Below are 22170 nucleotides of genomic sequence, written 5' to 3' on the forward strand. Positions count from 1 at the left end.
GGGTGGTGGGGGGGGCTTTTTTTTGTTAAAACCCCCCTGTGTGTCCGGCGGGGGGGGGGGGGGGGGGGCACTCCCCCCCCCCCCCCCCCCGCCCGTCCCACGTCCCAGCCCGGTTCCGGCGATCGAGGGAACGGGCCGGATCCTTCAGGGCGCTCACCAGCCCCGGACAGAGGGCCAGGAGGTCGACCTCACACACCTGCCGCCCGGCCCGTCAGCGTCAGCACGGCGAGGATCGGCGCCGGTACGGCCATGACGCTCCGCACAGGCGATGATGACGCCGAGGGGTGTCGGGCTGCCGGTGAAGCTCAGGACGGCCCAGTCCGGCCCGGCTCACTCCATCAGTTCGATGATGGACAGCTCGTCCGTGCTGGACAGCAGCTTCTTGCCGACCTCGGCCATGTGCGCGGCCCAGAACTGCTCGGCCTCCGCACCGGACCGCTTCTCCATCAGGCCGACCAGCTTCTTGTGCGCCCGGTAGGCGCTGTCCCGCTGCCGGTCCCCGTCGGCCCAGCGCAGCAGCGCCGCCTGCGCGTGCCGCTTCGAGATGTGCTCAAGGGTCTCGGCGAGCAGCGTCATGGTGATGTTGCCCGAGAGCCCGGCCAGGGTGGTGTGGAAGCGCCAGGCGACCTCGGGGAACCGGTCGGCGTCGCCGCGGACCTCGTACTCCTCCTCCAGCAGGGCGCGCAGCCCGGCGAGATCCTCGTCGCTCGCCGTCTCGGCGGCCATCCGCACCGCCACCGGCTCGAAGACCATCCGGAACGCGTAGATGTCGGCGAGCGTCCCCTCGCGCAGCTGCAACAGCATGCTGAAGCCGCGGGCCGTCACCGAGGTGTCCGGGTGACTGACGACCGGACCGCGGTGCGAGCCGCGCCGCACCGTGATGAGCTGCTCGGCCTCCAGCAGCCGCAGCGCCTCACGCAGGGTCGGCCGTGAGACGTCGTACTCCTCGACCAGCTTGGACTCGGACGACAGTGAGTCACCCGGCTGCACCGCTCCACTGAGACATACTGCCCTTGGCTGCCTGGATACCGGTCACGCCTCACGAAGGGGGAGCGGCTAGGCTGGGGATCATGCCGTCCCCACGCCGTACCGCGCGCCAGCGAGATCTGCTCGAACGGCTGGTGGCGTTGCTGGCGGCGGAGGGTTTCGCTTCCTTCACCCTCGACGAGCTGACCGAGCGGCTGCGCTGCTCGAAGACCACGTTGTATCAGCTGGCGGGCAGCAAGCAGGAATTGGTCCGCGAGGCGGTCAAGCACTACTTCCGGGAAGCGACCCAGGCCATCGAGCAGCAGGTCGCGGACGCCTCGGCGCCCTCCGAGCGCGTGGTGGTCTATCTGAACGCGGTCGCCGAGCAGCTCAAGCCGCTGTCCCGGCGCTTCCTCGACGACATGGCCGGATTCGAACCGGCCCGTGAGGTCTACGAGGCCAATACGCGCATCGCCGCCGGCCGGATCCGGCAGCTGGTCACCGAGGGCGTGGCCGCCGGTGCCTTCCGCGATGTGCACGCCGCCTTCGTCGGCGAGGTCGTCGCCGCCACCATGCAGGAGATCCAGCGCGGCGAGATCGCCACCCGCACCGGGCTGACCGACTCGGAGGCGTACGCCGAGCTGGCGTCCCTCATCGTCCACGCCCTCTCGCCCTGAGCGAGTGAAGGTCAGGGGCGGGCGCCCCAGCTGCTGAGCACCGCCTCGGTGTCCGGCTCCTGCTCCGCCCGCGGCGGTGCCGGTTCCCGGCCCGGCGTCCGGGAGAAGCGTGGTGCCGTTGCCGCCTGGAGCACCCCGCCCGCCTCGACCAGGGTGCGACGGGCCGCGAGGTGCGGGTGTGTGGCGGCCTCGGCGAAGGTGAGGACCGGGGTGACACAGGCGTCCGTCCCGGCGAAGTGCTCGGCCCAGGCATCGCGCGTGCGGGCGGCGAACCGCTCGGTGAACCGGGCCCGCAGTTCGGGCCAGCCGGTGCGGTCGTCCTGGGCCGGGAGCCCGGCCGGATCGATGCCCAGGCCGGCGAGCAGGGCGGCGTAGAACTGCGGTTCGAGCGCGCCGACGGCGACGAACCCGCCGTCGGCGCAGACGTAGGTGTCGTAGTAGGGGGCGGCCCCGTCGAACAGGTTGGAGCCTCGCTCGTCCGACCACCGGCCCATCCCGCGCAGGGCGAAGGTCATCTGGGCCAGCAGGGCGGCCCCGTCGACCATGGCGGCGTCGACGACCTGCCCGGTGCCCGACAGTGACCGTTCGAAGAGGGCCGCGAGGATCCCGACGACCAGCAGCATGGAGCCGCCGCCGAAGTCGCCGACCAGGTTGAGCGGCGGGGGCGGCGGACCGTCGGGGCGGCCCATCGCGTGGAGCACGCCGGTCAGGCCGATGTAGTTGAGGTCGTGGCCGGGCGCCTGGGCCAGCGGGCCGTCCTGGCCCCAGCCGGTGATCCGGGCGTAGACGAGCCCGGAGTTGCGCGCGGAGCAGTCGGCGGGGCCGACCCCGAGCCGTTCGGCGACCCCCGGCCGCAGCCCCTCGACGAGGACGTCGGCGCGCTCGGCCAGCGCCAGCACCCGCGCACGGTCCTCGGGCCGTTTGAGGTCCGCGAGGACCGAGCGGCGTCCGCGCAGCACGATGTCGGTGGCCCCGTCCGGACCGAGCCGCAGCGCCCGCCCGGCGGGCCGCTCGACCCGTACGACATCGGCGCCGAGGTCGGCCAGGACCATGGCCGCGTGGGGAGCGGGCCCGAGTCCGGCCAGCTCAAGAACGCGCAGGCCGGAAAGGGGACCCACGGATCCATCTCTGGGAGGCATGGCATTACCGTACCTCAGGCGATACTGTTGTATCGCTTGGCGTATCAATACTCCAGGCTCGTCATCGCCGCCACATGTCATATGCCCCATGCCATATGCCGTTCGTTGTCGCCTGTTCGTTGTTCCGAGTGTCCTGACCAGGGGAATCCCATGCCCGCTACCCGTACGCTCCCGTCACCGGAAGCCGTCGACCTGATCGAACTGACCCGTGAACTCGCCGGGAAGGAACTCGCCCCGCGCGTCGCGCAGGCGGAGGCCGAGGAGCGGTTCCCCCGCGAGGTCTTCCGCACCCTCGGCCGCGCCGGACTGCTGAGCCTGCCCTACCCCGAGGAGTACGGCGGCGGCGGGCAGCCCTACGAGATCTACCTCCAGGTCCTCGAAGAGATCGCGGCGGTGTGGTCCAGCGTCGCGGTCGGCGTCTCCGTCCACGCGCTGTCCTGCTACGCCCTCGCCGCCTTCGGCACCGAGGAGCAGAAGAAGGAGTGGCTCCCGGACCTGCTCGGCGGCGATCTGCTCGGCGCCTACTGCCTGTCCGAGGCCCACGCCGGTTCCGACCCCGGGGCGATGCGCACCCGGGCCGTCCGGGACGGCGACGACTATGTGCTGAGCGGCGCCAAGGCATGGATCACCCACGGCGGCCACGCCGACTTCTACACGGTCATGGCCCGCACCTCCGACCACCGCTCGCGCGGCATCTCGTGCTTCCTGGTCCCGGCCGACACCCCCGGGCTGATCGCCGACCCGCCCGAGCGCAAGATGGGACTGACCGGCTCCGCCACCGCCACCCTGCGGCTGGAGGACGTCCGCGTCCCCGCCCGCCGCCGCCTCGGTGAGGAGGGCCAAGGGCTCAAGATCGCGTTCGCCGGGCTGGACCGCGGACGGCTCGGGATCGCGGCCGTCGGGGTCGGGCTGGCCCAGGGAGCACTGGACCACGCCGTGCGCTACGCGCGGGAACGGGAGACGTTCGGCAAGCCCATCATCGAGCACCAGGGCCTGGCCTTCGTCCTCGCGGACATGGCCGCCGCGGTCCAGTCCGCCCGTGCCACCACCCTGGCCGCCGCGCGGCTCGGGGACCAAGGGCTCCCGTTCGGGAGCGAGGCCGCCATCGCCAAGCTGGTGGCCACCGACAACGCCATGAAGGTCACCACCGACGCGGTGCAGGTGCTGGGCGGCTACGGCTACACCCGTGACTTCCCGGTCGAGCGCTACATGCGCGAGGCCAAGGTCATGCAGATCTTCGAAGGCACCAACCAGATCCAGCGCCTGATCATCAGCCGGGCGCTGAAGAACGACGACCGAGGCCCCCTCAGGGTGCGGAACCAGGAGCACTGATGCGAATCGACAACACCGCGGCGATCGTGACCGGCGGCGCGTCCGGGCTCGGAGCGGCCACCGCGGCGGCCCTCACCGAACAGGGGGCACGGGTCTTCGTCCTCGACCTCGCGGCCGGGATCGAGAACGCCGCCCGGATCGAGGGTGTCACCTACCTCCCCACCGACATCACCGACGCCGTCGCCGTCGCGGAAGCCGTCGACGCGGCCTCCTCCGGCGGTGTCCCGCTGCGCACGGTCGTCAACTGCGCCGGCATCGGCCCCTCCATGCGCGTCCTCGGCAAGAAGGGCGTCCACGACCTGGGCCTGTACGCCAAGGTGGTGCAGGTCAATCTGATCGGCACGTTCAATGTCCTCGCGCTCGCCGGCGAGGCCATCGCGCAGACCGAGGCCGACGAGCACGGCCAGCGCGGGGTGATCGTCAACACCGCGTCCGTGGCGGCGTACGAGGGCCAGATCGGCCAGGCGGCCTACGCCTCCTCCAAGGGCGGGGTCGTCGGCCTGACCCTGCCCGCCGCGCGCGACCTCGCCCAGTACGGCATCCGGGTGTGCACCATCGCCCCCGGCATCGTGGAGACACCGATGCTCGCCACCATCTCCGAGGAGTTCCGCGCCTCCCTCGCCGCCGGAGTCCCCTTCCCGCAGCGCCTCGGCCGCCCGGACGAGTACGCGCAACTGGCCCTGACGATCATCGAGCACGACTACCTCAACGGCGAGACCATCCGCATGGACGGGGCCCTGCGGATGGCTCCGCGCTGACCGCCGGCCCGTCCGGCCCGCGACCGGCCGACCGTGACCGCACAGCACAGCGGCCCGGACGCGGGGAGCGGTCGCGTCCGACCCGACCCCCGTACGGCCCACACCGTCGCAAAGTTCCGACAGGCGGCCCGCGATGTGCTGGAATCCGGCCACGTGGGCGACGCCACGGCCGAGGCCAACCGAAAGGCGTTCAGGACGGCGTGAGGCACAGGACACCGACGCCTATGTCCAACGCGTGCGGGACCAACTGCCCCCGTGGTGGCGGCGCCCCCGGCAGGACGGCTGACGCCGCCCCGGCGTCAGCCGACACCAGCGCCTACGCCCAGCACAGGACACGCCCTCAGGTCTGGGGTTCGGTGTCGTGTGCTCTGCCGGGCCGCCAGAACACGATCAGTTGCAGGGCGGCCGCGCCCGTACCGACAGCCGCGGTCAGGATGAGCTGGGTCCAACCGCCGCCGAACACGCCCAGTGCGCTGTCCACCGACCAGCCGCCACCGCCCAGTGCGCCGATGACGATGGCACAGGTGGCCAGTACGAGCACATACTCGTAGCCCTCGCCTGGGCGGAAGGTGAAGAAGCCGTTGCGGATGTGGTGGGTGGTCAGCGCCACCACCGTCACCCCGAGCATCGCCGCGGCGGCGAGGGGGGTCAGCAGGCCCAGTCCCATGAGGACGCCCGCGCCGATCTCGGTGAGACTCGCCAACCACGCGTGCAGGAGACCCGGTCGCATGCCCAGTGTGTCGAACCATCGTCCGGTTCCCTCGATCTTGCCGCCGCCGAAGACGTGGTTCAAGCCGTGCGCGATGAACACGAGGGCCAGCACCAGCCGAAACAGCAGGAGCGCACAGTCCGCCGCTGACGCTGTTCCGTCCATCACCGGGGTTCTCCCTCGGTCCAGCGGATGAGCGCGTCAAGTACCTCGCTCTTGTCACCGTGGACGCGCAGGGGGTTGATCTCCAGTGCTTCCAGGCGGTCTCCGCAGGCGACGGCGATGTCCGCGATCGAGCTGATCACCTCGGCCAGGTGGTCCAGGTCCACCGGGGGCGCTCCCCGGAAGCCCTCGAACAGCGGGAAGCACTTCAGCTCGGTGAACATCGCGCGGATCTCGGCCGTGGTGGCGGGCAGTACGCGGATGGCACTGTCACGCAGGACCTCCACCCATACGCCGCCCAGGCCGACCACCAGGGTCAGGCCCCACACCTGGTCACGGACCACACCGACCACCAGGTCCAGGCCCTCCGGTCGCATCGGGCTCAGCACCGCGCCCTCGATCACGGCGTGCGGCTGCGCGGCGCGCACACCGGCGATCATGCTCTCGTACGCGGCGCGCACCTCGGCCGGAGTCCGCAGCCCCAGCCGCACACCGCCGACATCGGTCTTGTGCGCGACATCGGCGGAGCTGATCTTGAGGACCATCGGCCCGTCGAACGACCCGGCCCGCTCCTCCGCGTCGTCGGCACTGGTCACCAGCTGCTGCGGCACGACCGCGACACCGTGTCGCGCCAGCAGCTCGGCGACCTGCCGTTCGGACCACTGGGTGCCGGTGTCCGGATCCAGCGGCAGCGGTGTGCCGGCCGGGCGCCCGGCCGCGCGTGATCTGCGCAGTTGCGACCACCGGATGGCTCTGGCCAGCGCGGGGATGCCCCGGGTGAAGGAGTCGGCCACGAAGCCGGCCTTGCCTTCCCGGCGCAGCTCGCGCGCGAACTCGGTGCGCTCGGTGGGGAAGAACTCCATCCTGATGACCGGGACGGGACTGATCTCGTCGATGCTCTTACGCTGGTCGCCACCCCCGCCGGAGTACCTGGCCGCGGCCTCGGCGGTGGCCGGCACTCCGCCGTGAACGACCAGGATGTCGACGTTGGGGTCACGTGCCACCGCTTCCTGCGACATCGGCATGATCGCGGGGTTGACGGTCATATAGCCCGTGGTGTCCAGCGGGTTCTGCGCGGTGGCGAAGTCGGGCAGCCCGCCTTCCCGCAGCGCACGCACCGTCGAGTCGTCCAGCTCCGGCAGCGCCAGACCGTGCTCCTCGGACACATCACCGATCACACCGCACATGGCGCCGGAGGCGGTCACGAAACCCACGCGGTGGCCCGGCAGTTCGCCGTGCGCGTCCAGCAGTCCGCTGGTCGTCACGAGGTCCTCGATGGTGTCCACGCGGATGACGCCGTGCTGCGCCAGGACCGCGTCGTAGACACGGTCGTCGCCGGCCAGCGAGCCCGTGTGTGCCGCGGTCACCCGCGCACCGACCTCGCCACGGCCCGCCTTGTACGCCACCACCGGCACCCCCGCGGCCAGGGCGCGCTCGGCCGCGTCGATGAACACCTGCGGGTGCCTGACAGCTTCCAGGTAGAGCGCGATGACCTTGGTGGAGTCCTGGCTGAGCAGATAGTCCATGCTCTCCGCGACGGTAAGCATAGTTTCGTTGCCGACGCTGATGAGATGACTGAACGGGACATCTCTGCTCTGGAGGTAGTTCATCAGGAAGATGCCCAGCGCCCCGCTCTGCGAGACGATGCCGACACTGCCGGGGTTCAGTGACGCCGGCATCAGTGAGGTCCACGCGTAGGTGGACGACACGGTGTTGATGAAGCCGAGGTTGTTCGGGCCCAGGATCTGGAGGCCGAGGTCACGCGCCCGCTCCGCCAGCTCCCGCTCCAGCCGGGCGCCCTCCGCACCGGCTTCCCCGAATCCGGCGGCGATGACGACCAGGTTGCGCACCTCGGCCGCAGCCGCCTCGTCCATGATGCCCGGCAGCGAATCGGGCCCGGTCAGTACGACCGCCAGGTCGGCGCGCCCCTCCACCTCGCGCAGCGACCGCGCCGCCGGCCGGCCGTGGATCTCCCCGCCCTTGGGGTTGACCAGGTGTATCTCGTGCGGGTAGTTCCCGCGCCGCAGATTGTCGAACGTCTGCCATGACCAAGCCGAACGCTCGCTCGCGCCCACGATCGCGATGCCTTTCGGCGCGAACATCGGGGCGAGCGGGTGCTCGCCGCCCCGCGCGGCAGGACTTGCGGCGTCTGCTGCCTGAGCCGGCTCACGTTCCACGCTCATCGCACTCCCCATCATCTGGTCACTGGCATGAATGTCTGTGGCACACACTGAAATGCTCGCCGCCGGCCCGGCGGGGACAGCGGCACCCGCGGGACGCAAGCCCACGGGCGCCGCAACCTGCCCCTCAGGCAGACCGGCCCGCATCATGTCCTTCGGGCAGACCGGCCCGCACTATGTCCCTAGGGCAGACCGGCCCGCAGCAGCCGACGGGCGGCCGCCGCGACTCAGACGGAGCCCCGGCCGGCGAACACGCCTCGCAGCGCCCCGTTCGCCTTCTCGGGCAGTGAGGTCAGCGGTGCTTCCAGCTCCGCGACCGACGGTCCGATCTTCGCGGCGACCGGCGCCAGGGCCCCCAGGTCGAATCCGTAGAGCTTCGCGGCGTTCTCGCCGAGCAGCGCCCGCTTCTCCGCGACACTGATGCCGGCCATGCTGACCCGCAGGTGCTCCTTGGAGAACGGGTAGGTGCCCTCGTCGTGCGGGTAGTCGCTGCCCCACATCCAGTGGCCGGGGGCCACGACGTCGCGGGCCGCGACATCACGCGTGCTGGCCATGCTGACACCGACATAGAGGTTGTCGTGGATGTACTCGCTGGCCAGCTTCGGCGGGGCCATGCCCTCCGCGAAGCGCAGCTCACCCGTCTGCCCGGACTGGACCCCCTTGATGATGCTGTCCAGCTCCGCGCCGTACTCCTTGAGCCATGCGCAGCCGATCTCGGTGATGACGAGCTTGAGCTTGGGGTGCCGCTCGAAGACACCTGACATCAGCATCCATGTCAACGGGCGTCGGCTGTAGAACGTGATCTCCTGAAGGTGCAGGATCTGCGACGACGCCAGCCGGGGGTACGAGGGTGACCCGGTGCCGCCGTGCACATTGACCGAGAGGTCGAGGTCTTCGCACAGCGACCAGATCCGGTCGTACTCCGGATCGCTCAGCGGGCGGATGATGTCGTGCGCGTCCGGCGGAACCGGCGGGATCAGCACGCCCGCCAGGCCGTTCTCCTTGATCCACTTGATGTCGGCGATCGCGTCGTCGATGTCGTTCAGGAAGATCTGGCCAAGCCCCTTGCGCCGCTCCGGATATCTGGAGCAGAAGTCGACGAGCCAGCGGTTGTGCGCCTGAATGCCCGCGTGCCGCAGTTCGTAGGTCTCCGGGGTGGGCGGCGGGGCGAACAGCACGAAGCCGGGGAAGAACGGCGGGACCGTGTTGGGGAAGATGACCTCAGCCGCGATCCCGTCCTCGTCCTGCTGGCTGTTGCGCATCTCGTCGTCCCAGTTGCGCAGCCGGCGGTCGTCACCGGAGGCAAGGTCCCGGTAGGGGTTCTTGTACCTGGCCCGCCAGGCGTCGAACTGCTCGTGATACTTGGAATCCAGATACTCACGGTATTGGGCGTGACTGCCTCCACCGTGGGTATCGGCGGTGATGATCGTGTACGGAGAATTGTCGGACACTTCCACTACCCTTCTGTGAACTAGAACCTAAATTCAATTTAGTCGGGGCCTGATAGGGCGTCAAGGTGGGCGTCCGGAGTCTTTGATGACATTCCCGGCCCGTCCTCCCCGGCGCCGAACCTCGTCCTGTTACCGATGCCGACGACGAGCACCGCCACCAGGAAGCCCAGCACCGCGATGCCCGCGCCCAGGAGCAGCGCCTGGCCGTATCCGTGCGTCGTCGCGACGGCGACGGCCCGCTCACTCAGCCCGCCCGCAGGGTGCGGCGCCAGGTCGTCCCTGGTCACCGTGGCCGCCAGGGTGGCCAGCCCGGCCAGCCCGACCGCCCCGCCCAGCTGCTGACCGGTGTTCAGCACCGCAGCCGCGATCCCGCTCTCGGCCGGGGCCACCTTCGCCAGTGCCATCAACGCCATCGGGACCATGCACAGCCCCATGCCGAACCACAGCACCAGCAGGGGAGCCAGCACCGCGAGATAGCCGGAGTCCGCGGTGATCCCGCTGAGCCAGACCAGACCGAAGGCCCCCACCAGGACGCCCCCCGACAGAAGGAACCGCGCCTGGACCCGGCTGACCAGCCGCGACGACAACTGGGTCGCGACCACCACGATGCCCGCGATCGGCAGGAAGGACAGACCCGTCTGCAACGGCGTGTAGCCCCGGACACTCTGAAAGAACAGGGTGATGAAAAAGAACGAGGCGAACGTCGACCCGGCGATCAGGAAGGCGAGCGCATACACCCCCGCCCGGGCCCGGTCGGTGAACAGCCGCAGGGGCAGCATCGCGTGGGGCGTCCTCGCCTCCCAGAGCAGGAACACGGCGAACATCACGCACGAGGCGAGCAACGGCCCGGCGACGATCCAGTCGCCCCAGCCGTGCGTGGACGCGCTGGTCAGTCCGTAGACCATCAGGAACATGGCCGCGGTGGCCAGCGCCGCGCCCTGCGTGTCCAGACGCCCCTTCGCCCGCTCGCCCTCGGTCAGTGCCCGAGGCACCAGCAGCAGAACGGCCACGCCGATCGGCACATTGACGAACATGATCCATCGCCAGCCGGCGAGGTCGGCGAAGAGTCCGCCGGCGATCTGGCCCAACGCGCCGCCGACCGACGACATCGCCGCGTACGCGCCCATCGCCCTGTTGCGCAACCGCCCCGCGGCGAAGTTCGACATGATCAGCGCCAGTGCGGTGGGTGACGCGGCAGCACTCCCGATGCCCTGCGCGGCCCGTGCGACGATCAGCCAGGTCCCATCGGGCGCCAGGCCACCGAGCAGCGAGGCCGCGGTGAAAACGCCGAGGCCGAACGTGAACACGCGCCGTCGGCCGAACAGATCACCGGCCCGCCCGCCGATCAGCAGCAGGCCGCCATAGGTCAGTCCGTAGGCTGTGGTGACCCACACCAGGTCCGTGGTCGACAGGTCCAGGCCGCGCTGGATCGCCGGCAGCGCGACGGTCACGATCGTCCCGTCCAGGACCATCATCAGCTGCGTCGCGCAGATGATGACCAGGGCGAGCAGCAGCCGGCCTCTGATCCGGTCCGCCCCGCCGGGCGCCTGGCCCGTGGTCGGCGTCATGGTCGTAGTGCCTTCCTTCGCGCGGGTTGTCACCACCTGGCCCGGGACAACGCGCGGGTGAGGTGGCGTCACGTGGTACTGCCGGGCGAGATGGGCCCGCGATGGACGGCAGCACGCCGCGCACCCGGCCCACGCCGACCGCGGTGCGCTATGCCTCCGCGGTCGCGCCCGTCGCGACGCGCCCGTCGCCGAACGCCTTGTCCCGCTCGGTCAGCGCGCTGGTCAGACCCCTGTCGCCGATGCTGCCGAGGAATGCCTTGAAGGTCTCGGTGTGGGTCGCGAGGGCGCACATCTCCGTCCCCGCGTACAGCGACTGGCGCATACCCATGTAGTCCATCGCCCGATGGATCGTGCGCTTGTTGATCTGGAGGATGTCGGACGGAATCCGCGCGATCCGGCTCGCGATCCGCAGAGTCTCCTCCTCAAGCTCGTCGGCCGGGAACGCCCGGTTCGCGAATCCCCAGTCCGCGGCCTCGACACCGCTCATGGAGTCACCGGTGAGCATGAGTTCCATACCGCGGCGCATCCCCAGCAGCCAGGCGTGGTACTGCATGTCCGGGGTGCCGAACCGGACGGCCGGATAACCGATCTTCGCGTCCTCGGCGACGTACACCAGGTCGCAGCCGGTGACCAGCTCGGTGCCGCCGGCCAGACAGTGGCCGTGCACCTGGGCGATCACCGGCTTGCACAGGTCCCACATGCCCGTCCACAGATCCACGACGCTGCGCTGGTAGCCCGCGAGGCCCTGATGACCGTACTCAAGCGGAACGTTGTCGCCCGGGCCCGGGCTCAGGTCGTACCCCGCGCAGAAGCTCGGCCCGTTCGCCCGGATGATGGTGACGCGCACCTCGTCGAGGCTCTCGCTCTCATGAACCGCCGCGCTGATCTCGGTCCGCAGTCTGCCGCTCAGCGCGTTGCGCTTCTCCGGCCGGTTCAGGGTGATCCGGCGTAGGTGCGGTGCCGGTTCATCGATCTGTACCAACGTGTATTCCATGCCTGCTCCTTCAGCTCCGGCAAACCCCATGTGTTCGCCGGTTCGGTTCGGTCCTTGCGTCTGTCCCATCAGTCCCGCGGCAGCCCGAGCACCCGCTCGGCGATCACATTGAGCTGAATCTCCGCGGTGCCGCCGCCGATCAGGGACGGTCCCACCGACACCAGTCCCTGGGCCGCGCCACCGTACGGCTCACCCATCTCCGCCGCCTCCGGTCCGGCCCAGCCCTGCGCGGCACGGCTCATGGCCGCCGAGTTCCACGCCGACGCGAGCTTGAGGACACTCGACTCCGGACCGGGCTGCAAGCCGGTCAGCTGACGCAGCAGGGCGCGCTGGCCGAGCGCGTCCGATGCCTCCCGCTGCGCCTGTAGCCGGCCCGCTTCACCGATGACCTCCCCGAATCCCGTGGAGCCGAGCGCGCGCGCCACCTGGAGGGGGTCTCGTCTCATGCCGGCCATGCCCGAGCCCATGCTCACCCGCTCGTTGCCGAGCGTGGTCCGGGCCAGCCGCCATCCCTCGCCCGGTTCACCGACCAGGCGCGCGTCGGGGACGAAGACATCGTCGAAGAAGACCTCGTTGAACAGGTAGGCCCCGCTCGCCTCACGCAACGGACGAACCTCCAGGCCGGGCGCGTGAAGGTCGACGAGGAAGTAGCTGATGCCCTTGTGTTTTGGCACGTCGGGGTCCGTCCGGGCGAGGCAGATGCCCCAGTCGGCCTCGTGGGCGCCGGACGTCCACACCTTCTGGCCGTTCAGCAGCCAGCCACCGTCGACCTTCTCGGCCCGGGTGCGCAACGACGCCAGATCCGAACCGGCGCCCGGCTCGCTGAACAGCTGGCACCAGACGATGTCACCGCGCAGCGTCGGCCCGATGAAGGCTTCGCGCTGCTCCTCGGTTCCGTGCGCCAGGATGGTCGGCAGCGCCCACTCGCCGATGATGGTGGACGGCGGTGTGATGCCCGCGCGCGCGAACTCCTCGGCGATGATCACCTGTTGAACGGGGCCCGCCGCGCGCCCGTACGGTCTCGGGTAGTGCGGCGAGACCAGTCCGGCCCCGGCGTACATCGCCCGGCGCAGGCCCTCGGGCGCGGCCGCGATCCCGGCGATCGTGCCCGCGATCTCGGCCCGGAATCCCTCGGGTTCGGCGCCCAGGTCCAGCGGGCGTCGCCGGGTGTTCTGCCCGGCCAGGCGCCCGAGCCGCTCGTCCCATGCCCGGGCCGGACCGAGCAGGCTCGCCAGCGACAGCCCGCGCCGCCAGTACAGGTGTGTGTCGTGCTCCCAGGTGTACCCGATGCCGCCGAAGAGGGTGGTCGTCTCCAGACCGATGTCGGCGATCGTGTTGAAGCAGTACACGGCGGCTGCCGCGGCGGCGAGCTGTGCCTGGTCGGCGGGCTGGTCCTGCAATGCGCGGGCGGCGTCCCAGGCCGCCGCCGTCATCAGTTCGGTCTGCATGTACAGCCGCGCGCATTTGTGCTTGACGCTCTGGAACGAGCCGATCGTCCGGCCGAACTGTTCCCGGATCTTGGCGTACGCGAGCCCGGACTCCTGGAGGTAACGGGCGATCCCGGCCGCCTCGGCCGCGAAGAGGACGGCCGCGACGGTCCGGATGTCGTCACAGCTCGCGGTCAGTACATTCTCCGGCCGCACCGCGAGGCCGGCCAGGGTCACCCGGCCGATGTCCCGGGTCAGATCGACGCCGATGCCTTGCTCGACCTTGATCGAGGTGTCCTCCGGCCGTTCGACGACGAACCACACGGTACGGTCCGCGGCCTGCGCGCCGAGGATGAGGAACTGACCACTCACCGCGCCGAGCAGCGGTGCAGTGGTCCCGCTGACCCGCCATCCGTCGCCGTCCGGCACCGCGGTCAGTCCCTGAGCGGTCGTCACACACGCGCCGGTCGCGCCGGTGACGAACCGGGGGAGTACGGTCTCGGTGACCGACTCGGATCCGTGGCGGCCCAGCACGACACTGGCCAGCACGGTCGGCAGCAGCGGCCCGGGTACCAGGGCCCGCCCGGTCTCCTCCAGCAGGACGGCGACGTCGACCAGGGTTCCGCCATCGCCGCCGGCCGACGGGTCGATATGCATCCCGACGAAGCCCTGCCGTACGAGGGACGGCCAGACGATCGGCCAGATCCCCGCGGCGAGGTCTTCGAACTCGGCCCGCGTCGTCGCGACCGACACCTCACGCTTCACAAATCCGCGAACGGCGTCAGCCCATGCCAGTTGGTCTTCGGTCAGGGCGATTCCCATGGAGTACCAACTCTCGATCGTGAGTACACCGCGCATTGACGAACAGAAATCTCTCGCCGCACCTCGTCCCGAACGCGATAGGCGGCGATGCAGCCGAGCTGCGCTCCAAGGACGGGGCCGGCGGGGAAGAACCCGGCGTGACCGACCCGGCGTCCACGACCCGTCCGGCCGTCGACGCCTCCCGCCGGTCGCTCCGGCCCAGGCATCGATGCCGCGCTCATCTTGAAACGAGAATTCAATACCGTCAAGAACCCGCGTTCATTCTCGTGGCCGTGCGACGCGGGTCGGCGTGCGAAGCGCCAGCGGTGAGCGGACAAAACCCGCTACCAGTGGCAGACCGGCCATGTCACCGGTGTGGCCGCGACCGCTCCGAGCGGCGATATCACGCTTCGTCTGATTTCTGCCCCGAGCCTTGACGGCACTGTAATCCAGTTCCATGCTAGGCGCCACCTCCCACTCCCCGCCCCTGCGGTAGCCGCCTGGACCCTTCCCTGCGGCCTGCCGCACGCATTGGTGGATTTCCTCTGTGAACACACATGTTCAGGACGGAGAAACAGCGTGGTCATAAAGGCGTCTCGGAGGTTCGCCCTGGTGGCGGCGGTGGCTACGGCCATGGCCCTCACGGCGTGCTCAGGCTCGAATGCGAAGGCACCGGAGCCGCCCGGCACCGGCGGCGCGAAGTCGGGCGGAACCCTCGTCGTAGGTGAGTACTCGGGAGTCAACTCGCTCGACCCGATGATGAACACGGGCAGTGTGACGATCGGCGGCAACGAGACACTCGCCATCTACGGCACATTGATCCGCTGGGACAGCAAGAAGCTCGAAGGCGTGCCGTACATGGCGAAAAGCCTGGAGCACAATGCGGATCACACGCAGTGGACGATGAAGCTGCGTCCGGGCATGGTGTTCTCCGACGGCAGTCCCTACGACGCCGCGGCCGTGGTGATGAACCTCGACCGGAACCGGAAGTCCTTCTTCTCGATCGCGAACTCACTGTCGAAGATCGAGTCGGTCAAGGCCACGGACGACCTGACCGTGGTCATCACCATGAAGAAGCCGGATGCCCAGTTCCCCTATGTGCTCTCGATCGGGCCGGGCATGATCGCGTCGCCGAACTACATCAAGGCGGTGGACGGCGGCAACAAGACCGCACCGGCGGTCGGCGCGGGCCCGTTCGTGGTCAGTGACTTCAAGCCGGGCAGCAGCCTCACCCTGAAGCCGAACCCGACCCACGCCCTCGACAAGCCGCTGCTGAACACCCTGACCTTCCAGATGGCGGGCACCGAGAAGGCCCAGCTGCAAGCGTTCGAGGCCGGTCAGTTGCAGGCCGGGATCACGCTCGACTCCCACTCGGACATCGAGATCAAACAGAAGAAGATCCCGACGATAGCGACCAGGCAGACCTCCGGGGTCGCCCTCCAGCTGAACAACCGCAAGACCTCGCCGCTGGGCGACGTCCGGCTGCGCAAGGCAGTCCAGCTGGCGTTCAACCCGAAGGTGTGGAACGAGCGCAACAACGCCGGTGAGGAAGTCGCCAGCGACCTGCTCTTCATGAAGGGATCGCTCTTCCACTCGGAGGACCAGCAGAAGATCCCCTACGACCCGCAGCAGGCCAGGCAACTCGTCGACCAGGTCAAGGCCGACACCGGCTGGAACGGCGAGCTGGACTGGGTCGGACCCAGCACCCAGACCAACCAGCCCGTGATCCTCTCGTCCATGCTGAACCCGATCGGCATCACCCTGAAGGTGACGAACCTTCCGGTCGCGAACTTCTACACCAAGGTCTACGTCGAGCACGACTACGACATCGCCGGCGGTGGCGGTGCCATCGCCGACTCCACGCCGGCCGGCAGCATCCACAACAACTACGTCACGCCGACCAACTCACTCGGCTACAGCAACCCGGAGATGGTGAAGATCTCCGACGAGATGGCCGCCGCGGCCACCCTCGACGAGCGCCGGGTGGTGATGAAGAAATTCCTCGCGCTCTACATAGAGACCGTGCCCTCGATCTCCTGCGGCACGACCACCTGGAACTTCTTCCACAAGCCCAATGTGCAGGGCTTGCAGCAGGTCGGCGGCCAGATGATCCAGTTCGACAAGGCATGGATGTCGTGACGTCACCGAAACGCGGTCATACGCCTCCCGGGCGAGGTCCGGGCGACCGGATACGGGCCGTCACCCGCATCCCCGTGGCCGGGCCGGTCCTGGCTCAACTACCCCACCTGATCGTCGTCGTACTCCTCGTGTCCTTCGGCACCTTCATGCTGGTGCAACTCTCCTCGGGCAGTCCGGCCGCCGCCATCCTCGGGGCGTCCGCCACCCCCGAGGCCGTGGCCCAGATCAATCGCGAACTGGGCCTGGACAAGCCCCTGCTGACCCAGTACCTGCACTGGATGGGCAACGCGTCCCAGGGCGACTTCGGGAACTCCCTCGTCGCGCCGTACGGCACCGTCACCTCGCGGATCGAGACCGCCCTCCCGGTCACCCTCCAACTCGCCGCCATGGCACTGCTCATCGCGTTCCTCGTCGCCGTCCCCACCGCCGTCTACGCGGGATACCGCCCCGGCGGAAAGGTCGACCGGACGCTGAACGCCACCAGCATCGGCTCCCTCGCCGTACCGTCCTTCGTCCTGGCGCTGCTGCTGGCTCTGCTGCTGACCCTCCAGGTGCACCTCTTCCCCCGTACCGGATGGGTGGCCTTCACCACCGATCCGGCGCGCAGCATCTGGCACGCGGCCCTGCCGGCCGTCACCCTGGCCCTGCCCATGATCGCCTACTTCACCCGGGTGCTCCGGGCGGAGATCGTCCAGACCCTCCAGGAAGACTTCGTGATGTTCGCCCGGCTCCGCGGCCTGCCGATCAGAACGGTCCTGTTCCGCTACGTCCTGCGCCCCTCGTGCGTCTCGCTGGTGACCATCTCGGGCGTGACGCTCGGCTCCCTGCTCGGCGGCACCGTGATCGTGGAATCCATCTTCGCCCTGCCCGGCATGGGCAATCTGCTGCTCAACGCGGTCGTCAACAGCGACTACCCACTGGTCCAGGGCGGCGTGCTCCTGATCTCCGTCGCCTACGTGGTGATCAACGCGTTCGTCGACCTGTCCTACCGCCTGATCGATCCGAGGATGCGACATGCCTAGAACCGGGGCCGAGAGCGCCACCGGCACCGCGGCGCCGCCCGCACCCACCCGGCGCACCCCGACCCGCCGGACCTGGCTCGGCCTGGCCCTCGCGGCCGCAGGCGCGGCGGCACTGTTCCTGGCCGTGCTGCCGGCGGCACAGCTGCCCGCCTGGACGCGCTGGCTGATCGCCTTTACGGGCCTGTTCGCCTGGTTCCGGGGGACCGACAGAGCGGCGAAGTCGTACTTCGGCCCCCGGTTCCAGACCGGACTGTGGATCGCCGCCCTCTGGACCGTGCTCATCGTCCTGCTGGCCGTGACCGCGCCGCTGCTGCCCGTGCAGAGCCCGACCCACCTTCCCCTCGACACCTCGTCCTGGATCTCCGCCGACCTGTTCGGCGAGTACGTCCTCGGCACCGACAGCAATGGGCGCGACGTCCTCTCCCGGATCATCACCGGAGCCCAGTCCTCCCTCGTGCTCGGCATCGGCAGCGCCGTCATCGGGGTGGTGGTCGGCATGTCCATCGGCATCCTCGCGGCGCACTACGGCGGACTCCTCGACGCGGTCGTCCGGGTCGTCACCGACAGCCTGCTGAGCTTCCCGCCGCTGGTCCTGCTGCTCGCGCTCGTCGCGGTGCTGAAGCCGACCTTCGGCACCCTGTTCCTGGCCTTCTCGTTCTTCGTCGTCCCGTCGATGGTGCGTCTGTCGCGGGGAACCGCGGCACGGCTCGCCGCACGGGAGCATGTGCTGGCCGCGAAGGCACTCGGCGCCCGAGGCCCGCGCATCATGGTGCGCGAACTGCTGCCCGGTGTGGCCCGCGTGCTCCTCCCGTTCAGCGGAGTCATCGTCGCGGCGCTGATCATCGCCGGAGCGTCGCTGAGCTTCCTGGGTCTGGGCGTGCCGCCACCGGCTCCCACCTGGGGCGGCATGATCGCGGACTCCCAGGACGTCCTGGAGCAGCACCCCCAGGGCGTGATAGTCCCGTCCATCGTCCTGTTCATCACCGTGATGGCCTTCAACAGGCTGGGTGAAGGCGCAAGAACCGCCACGGACACGAGAGAGTCGGTCCTCGGGTGACAACCACTTCTCCGCTTCCTTCCAGCCCGGCCGCCGCGTCGAGCGACGCCCCACTGCTGGAAGTCACTGATCTGTCCACGACGTTCACCACTCCCCAGGGCCTGGTCCGGGCGAACGACTCGGTCACCTTCACCCTCCAGCGCGGCGAGACCATCGGCGTGGTGGGGGAGACCGGCTCCGGCAAGACCGTGCTGGGCCGGTCGATCCTGGGGGTACTGCCACGGCGCTACACCACCTACACCGGCTCGGTCCGCTTCCAGGGCACGGAGCTGACCACCCAGAGCCGCGCGGACCTCGCGAAGCTGTGGGGCTCCGAACTGGCCATGGTCATGCAGAACCCGATGACAGCGCTGGCGCCCGCCCGGCGCATCGGACAGCAACTCGCCGACGGGCTCCGCCATCACCTGGGCATGTCCCGGAGCGCGGCGAAGGCAGAGGCGATCCGGCTCCTGCACGACGTGCGCATTCCTGACCCGGAGCGACGCAGCAAGGCGTACCCGTACCAGCTGTCCGGCGGGCTCCGCCAGCGGGTGACCATCGCGCTCGCGCTCGCCGCGAACCCCAGCCTGCTCATCGCCGACGAGATCACCACCGCGCTCGACGTGACCGTGGCCGCCCAGATCCTCGACCTGCTCGGCCGCATCAGGGACGAGCGGGCCATGGGCCTGATCCTCGTCAGCCACGACCTCGGCGTCATCGCCACCCGGACCGACGCGGTCAAGGTGATGTACGCCGGGCGGATCGTCGAATCAGCGGCGACGCGCGCGCTGTTCGCTTCACCGAGGCACCCCTACACCGAGGCCCTTCTCGGCTCGATCCCGCGCTACAGCCACACCCCGCACACCCCGCTGAACGCCATCTCCGGCGCCCCGCCCAACCTGGGCCGGCTCCCCGTGGGCTGCGCCTTCGCGCCGCGCTGCTCGTACGCCCAGGACCGCTGCCGGGAGGAACGGCCGGAACTGGAGGACGACGGCGTCGGCCACGCGGTGGCCTGCCACTTCCCCTGCAACGCGCCGGCCGGCGCCGCGAGGAGCGAGGCGGTTCACGCGGAGGACGGAATCCCAGGGGCCCGCGAGGAACGCGGCACCGTCGATGTCAGTGCCGCCACCGGCTCCCCGGCAGCTACGGAAGGTGGAACGTGAACGCCCACGGCTCAGCAGCACCCGGCCAGGCCGTCAGCGCGGACCCAACCGGCGAGGCGCTCGTCGATGTCCGCGATCTGTCGGTCACCTATCAGGTTCCGGCCGGACGCCTCCAGGCCGTCTCCGACATCTCCTTCACCATCGAGAAGGGCGAGACCCTCGGTCTGGTCGGTGAGTCGGGGTGCGGGAAGTCGACGGTCGGCCGCGCCCTGGTGTGTCTCCCCCAGCCCGAGCACGGGACGATCACCTTCGAGGACGTCGACATCGCCAACCTGTCGAAGGCGAAGCTGCGCAGGATGCGCACCCGGATGCAGATCATCTTCCAGGACCCGACCTCCGCGCTGAACGGCGGGCGCAAGATCTCCGAGGTCGTCGCCGAGCCCTTCGTGATCTGGAAGAGATACCCGGACAAGGCCGAGCGCCAGAAGCGGGTCGATGAACTGCTCCACGCGGTCGGCCTCAACCCGGAGGTGTTCGGCGACCGCCGCGCCCACGAGCTGTCCGGCGGCCAGTGTCAGCGCGTCGCGATCGCGCGGGCCCTGGCCCTGGAGCCCAGCTTCATCGTCTGTGACGAGGCGGTCTCGGCACTCGATGTCTCCGTACAGGCACAGATCCTGAATCTCCTTGAGGAACTGAAGGAGAAATACCACCTCACCCTGTTGTTCATCTCCCATGACCTGTCCGTGATCCGGCATGTCTCCGACCGGATCTGTGTCATGTATCTCGGTGTGATCTGCGAGATCGGACCCCGCGACGCCGTCTACGACACGCCGCGACACCCGTACACCTCGGCCCTGATCGCCTCCCTGCCCGAGCCCGACCCGACCCAGGAGCCACAGCGGCCACCGATCGAAGGTGACCTGCCCTCGGCGGTCGACCCACCGCCCGGATGCCGCTTTCACACGCGCTGCCCGCGCGCGACGGCGATCTGCCGCGCCGAGGTGCCGCCGCTGGTTCCCTCCACGGACACCGAAGGCCACTTCGTGGCCTGCCACCACCCGCTCGAACCGGGCGAGAAGCTCGTGCGCACGGATGCCACGGCGGGGGCGGGCGATGCCCCGGCGCTTGCGCGGGCGACTGGATGACAGGCTCCTGCCCCACGGTCGACGCACCGGCCGACGCCGACGACGGGCGGATGGCCGGCCGGCGCCGTATCGCCCTTCTGGTCATCTGCGTCACCCAGCTGATGATGGTGCTCGACGGCACCGTGGTGACCGTCGCCCTGCCCTCCATCCAGCGCGGCCTGGACATGTCGACGGTCGGCCTGGTGTGGGTCACCACCGCCTACACCCTCACCTTCGGCGGCTTCCTGCTGTTCGGCGGCCGGATCGGCGACCTGTACGGCCGGCGGCGACTCTTCATGATCGGCGTCGGGCTGTTCACCGCCGCGTCACTGCTCGCCGGACTGGCCGTCAACGACCTGGCCTTGATCGCCGCACGCGGTCTCCAGGGAATCGGCGCCGCGATCGCGTCGCCGACCGCGCTGTCCCTGGTCATCACCACCTTCCCGGAAGGGAAACCGCGCAACAAGGCCATGGGTGCCTACGCCGGCATGTCGGCGGTCGGCGGCGCGATCGGGCAGATCGTGGGCGGCCTGCTGGTGGACATGGTGAGCTGGCGCTGGATCTTCTTCATCAACGTGCCGTTCGGCCTGCTCATCATGTACCTCGCGCCGCGCGCCCTGGACGAGGGCGGACACCGCCGTGGGCGGCTCGACGGGATCGGCGCGCTGGCGGTCACCGCCGGGATGATCCTGGTGGTCCTCGGCCTGACGAACGCCGCGTCGCAGGGCTGGGGGGCGGCGGGCGTCGTACGGTCGCTCATCGGCGGGGCGGTGCTGCTGGTCTTCTTCGTGATCTGGGAGGCACGTACGCCCCACGCGCTGATGCCGCTGCGTATCTTCAAGGACCGGAACCGGGCCGGGGCCTACCTCGTCGGCTTCTTCCTGGGCACGGGCAGCATCGCCGCGTTCTTTTTCGTCAGCCTGTATCTGCAAGAGGTCCTGGGCTTCAGCGCCCTGCAAACCGGTATGTCGTTCCTGCCCATCGCCGGTGTGGTGATCATCGCGACGCAAGTGGCGTCACGGCTGGTCGACCGGTATCCGCCCCATGTGCTGATCGCCGGTGGGTCGTTCGTGGTCGCGCTCGGGCTGGGCTGGCTCAGCACGATGGACGCGCAATCGAGCTTCATCGACATTCTGCTGCCCCAACTGGTGATGTGGTACGGATCGGGCACCGCGATGGTGCCGCTCGTTCTCACCGCTGTGTCCGGCGTGAGCGAGGACGAAGCCGGGCTGGCCTCGGCCGTACAGAGCACCTGTCAGCGCATGGGCGGCGCCGTCGGTCTCGGAGTCCTGGCCACGGTGTCGGTCATGGTGACCGACCACGATCTGAAGTCCGCCGGTGCCGGCCCGGTGACCGAGCAGGTACGGCACGCCGCCCTGACACACGGCTATGCGCAGGGGATGTTCGGCGCCGCATGCATCGCGATCTTCTCCTTCGCCCTGACGGTGCTCGTCCTGGGCATGGGGAGAGGCCGGCTGGCGAGCAGACGAGCCCGGCCTCCCGCCCCGGAGCCCGGCGACGGATCGAGCCCGACCGGAGAACCGTAGATCCATCGCATCAAAGATGCGCCGAACTCAGCTGT

General features: G+C 69.5%; 17 protein-coding genes. 9 read left to right on the forward strand and 8 right to left on the reverse strand.

Going from position 1 to position 22170, the window contains the following annotated elements; all coding sequences use genetic code 11:
* Nucleotides 1-330: 330 nt before the first annotated feature.
* Nucleotides 331-990, reverse strand: a complete 660-nt coding sequence (locus tag ACFRFC_RS24350; protein ID WP_382691307.1) for a FadR/GntR family transcriptional regulator — start codon at nt 988-990, stop codon at nt 331-333.
* Nucleotides 991-1070: 80 nt separating this feature from the next.
* Between ACFRFC_RS24350 and ACFRFC_RS24355 the strand changes: the two genes are divergently transcribed.
* Complete coding sequence (locus ACFRFC_RS24355; RefSeq protein ID WP_382691310.1) at nt 1071-1643, forward strand: TetR/AcrR family transcriptional regulator; 573 nt, start codon at nt 1071-1073, stop codon at nt 1641-1643.
* Nucleotides 1644-1654: 11 nt separating this feature from the next.
* Here ACFRFC_RS24355 and ACFRFC_RS24360 read toward each other — a convergent pair whose 3' ends face one another.
* Nucleotides 1655-2782 carry a CaiB/BaiF CoA transferase family protein gene (locus ACFRFC_RS24360; RefSeq protein ID WP_382691312.1) on the reverse strand — a complete coding sequence of 376 codons (1128 nt, stop codon included), beginning with the start codon at nt 2780-2782 and terminating at the stop codon, nt 1655-1657.
* 150 nt (nt 2783-2932) lie between these two features.
* Here ACFRFC_RS24360 and ACFRFC_RS24365 point away from each other — a divergent pair, with 150 nt between their 5' ends.
* Both ACFRFC_RS24365 and ACFRFC_RS24370 read left to right on the forward strand, forming a co-directional pair.
* Nucleotides 2933-4114 (forward strand): acyl-CoA dehydrogenase family protein, encoded by a 1182-nt coding sequence (locus ACFRFC_RS24365; protein WP_382691314.1) that lies wholly within the window; start codon nt 2933-2935, stop codon nt 4112-4114.
* Nucleotides 4114-4872, forward strand: a complete 759-nt coding sequence (locus ACFRFC_RS24370) for an SDR family NAD(P)-dependent oxidoreductase (RefSeq protein WP_382691316.1) — start codon at nt 4114-4116, stop codon at nt 4870-4872. The genes ACFRFC_RS24365 and ACFRFC_RS24370 overlap by 1 nt, the downstream gene beginning before the upstream one ends.
* Nucleotides 4873-5212: 340 nt before the next feature.
* On the opposite strand, the gene ACFRFC_RS24375 is transcribed toward ACFRFC_RS24370, so the two are convergent.
* From ACFRFC_RS24375 to ACFRFC_RS24400, 6 genes are all read right to left on the reverse strand, one after another.
* Nucleotides 5213-5746, reverse strand: coding sequence for a DoxX family protein (locus ACFRFC_RS24375; protein ID WP_382691318.1), 534 nt, complete (start codon nt 5744-5746; stop codon nt 5213-5215).
* On the reverse strand, nt 5746-7926 hold the full coding sequence (locus tag ACFRFC_RS24380; protein WP_382691320.1) for an acetate--CoA ligase family protein: 2181 nt from the start codon (nt 7924-7926) through the stop codon (nt 5746-5748). Before ACFRFC_RS24380 ends, ACFRFC_RS24375 begins: the two co-directional genes overlap by 1 nt.
* A gap of 224 nt (nt 7927-8150) precedes the next feature.
* Nucleotides 8151-9374, reverse strand: coding sequence for an amidohydrolase family protein (locus ACFRFC_RS24385; RefSeq protein WP_382691322.1), 1224 nt, complete (start codon nt 9372-9374; stop codon nt 8151-8153).
* A gap of 38 nt (nt 9375-9412) precedes the next feature.
* Nucleotides 9413-10942 carry an MFS transporter gene (locus tag ACFRFC_RS24390; RefSeq protein WP_382691324.1) on the reverse strand — a complete coding sequence of 510 codons (1530 nt, stop codon included), beginning with the start codon at nt 10940-10942 and terminating at the stop codon, nt 9413-9415.
* A 148-nt stretch (nt 10943-11090) separates the two neighbouring features.
* Nucleotides 11091-11936, reverse strand: a complete 846-nt coding sequence (locus ACFRFC_RS24395; protein ID WP_382691326.1) for an enoyl-CoA hydratase-related protein — start codon at nt 11934-11936, stop codon at nt 11091-11093.
* 68 nt (nt 11937-12004) lie between these two features.
* Entirely contained in the window at nt 12005-14221 is a 2217-nt protein-coding gene (locus ACFRFC_RS24400; protein WP_382691328.1) for an acyl-CoA dehydrogenase, read from the reverse strand.
* Nucleotides 14222-14785: 564 nt separating this feature from the next.
* On the opposite strand from ACFRFC_RS24400, the gene ACFRFC_RS24405 reads away from it, so the two are divergent.
* The 6 genes from ACFRFC_RS24405 to ACFRFC_RS24430 all read left to right on the forward strand — a co-directional run bounded on the left by ACFRFC_RS24405 (nt 14786) and on the right by ACFRFC_RS24430 (nt 22135).
* Entirely contained in the window at nt 14786-16303 is a 1518-nt protein-coding gene (locus ACFRFC_RS24405) for an ABC transporter substrate-binding protein (RefSeq protein WP_382691330.1), read from the forward strand.
* Nucleotides 16304-16377: 74 nt separating this feature from the next.
* A complete protein-coding gene (locus tag ACFRFC_RS24410) occupies nt 16378-17325 on the forward strand; it encodes an ABC transporter permease (RefSeq protein WP_382691332.1) in 948 nt (315 codons plus the stop codon).
* Nucleotides 17318-18382 carry an ABC transporter permease gene (locus tag ACFRFC_RS24415; RefSeq protein WP_382691334.1) on the forward strand — a complete coding sequence of 355 codons (1065 nt, stop codon included), beginning with the start codon at nt 17318-17320 and terminating at the stop codon, nt 18380-18382. Before ACFRFC_RS24410 ends, ACFRFC_RS24415 begins: the two co-directional genes overlap by 8 nt.
* Nucleotides 18379-19524, forward strand: a complete 1146-nt coding sequence (locus ACFRFC_RS24420; protein WP_382691336.1) for an ABC transporter ATP-binding protein — start codon at nt 18379-18381, stop codon at nt 19522-19524. Before ACFRFC_RS24415 ends, ACFRFC_RS24420 begins: the two co-directional genes overlap by 4 nt.
* Nucleotides 19521-20609, forward strand: coding sequence for an ABC transporter ATP-binding protein (locus ACFRFC_RS24425; protein ID WP_382691338.1), 1089 nt, complete (start codon nt 19521-19523; stop codon nt 20607-20609). Before ACFRFC_RS24420 ends, ACFRFC_RS24425 begins: the two co-directional genes overlap by 4 nt.
* Nucleotides 20606-22135 carry an MFS transporter gene (locus ACFRFC_RS24430; protein WP_382691340.1) on the forward strand — a complete coding sequence of 510 codons (1530 nt, stop codon included), beginning with the start codon at nt 20606-20608 and terminating at the stop codon, nt 22133-22135. Before ACFRFC_RS24425 ends, ACFRFC_RS24430 begins: the two co-directional genes overlap by 4 nt.
* Nucleotides 22136-22170: the final 35 nt, after the last annotated feature.

Source organism: Streptomyces sp. NPDC056734 (genome assembly GCF_042790455.1).
Lineage (GTDB): Bacteria > Actinomycetota > Actinomycetes > Streptomycetales > Streptomycetaceae > Streptomyces.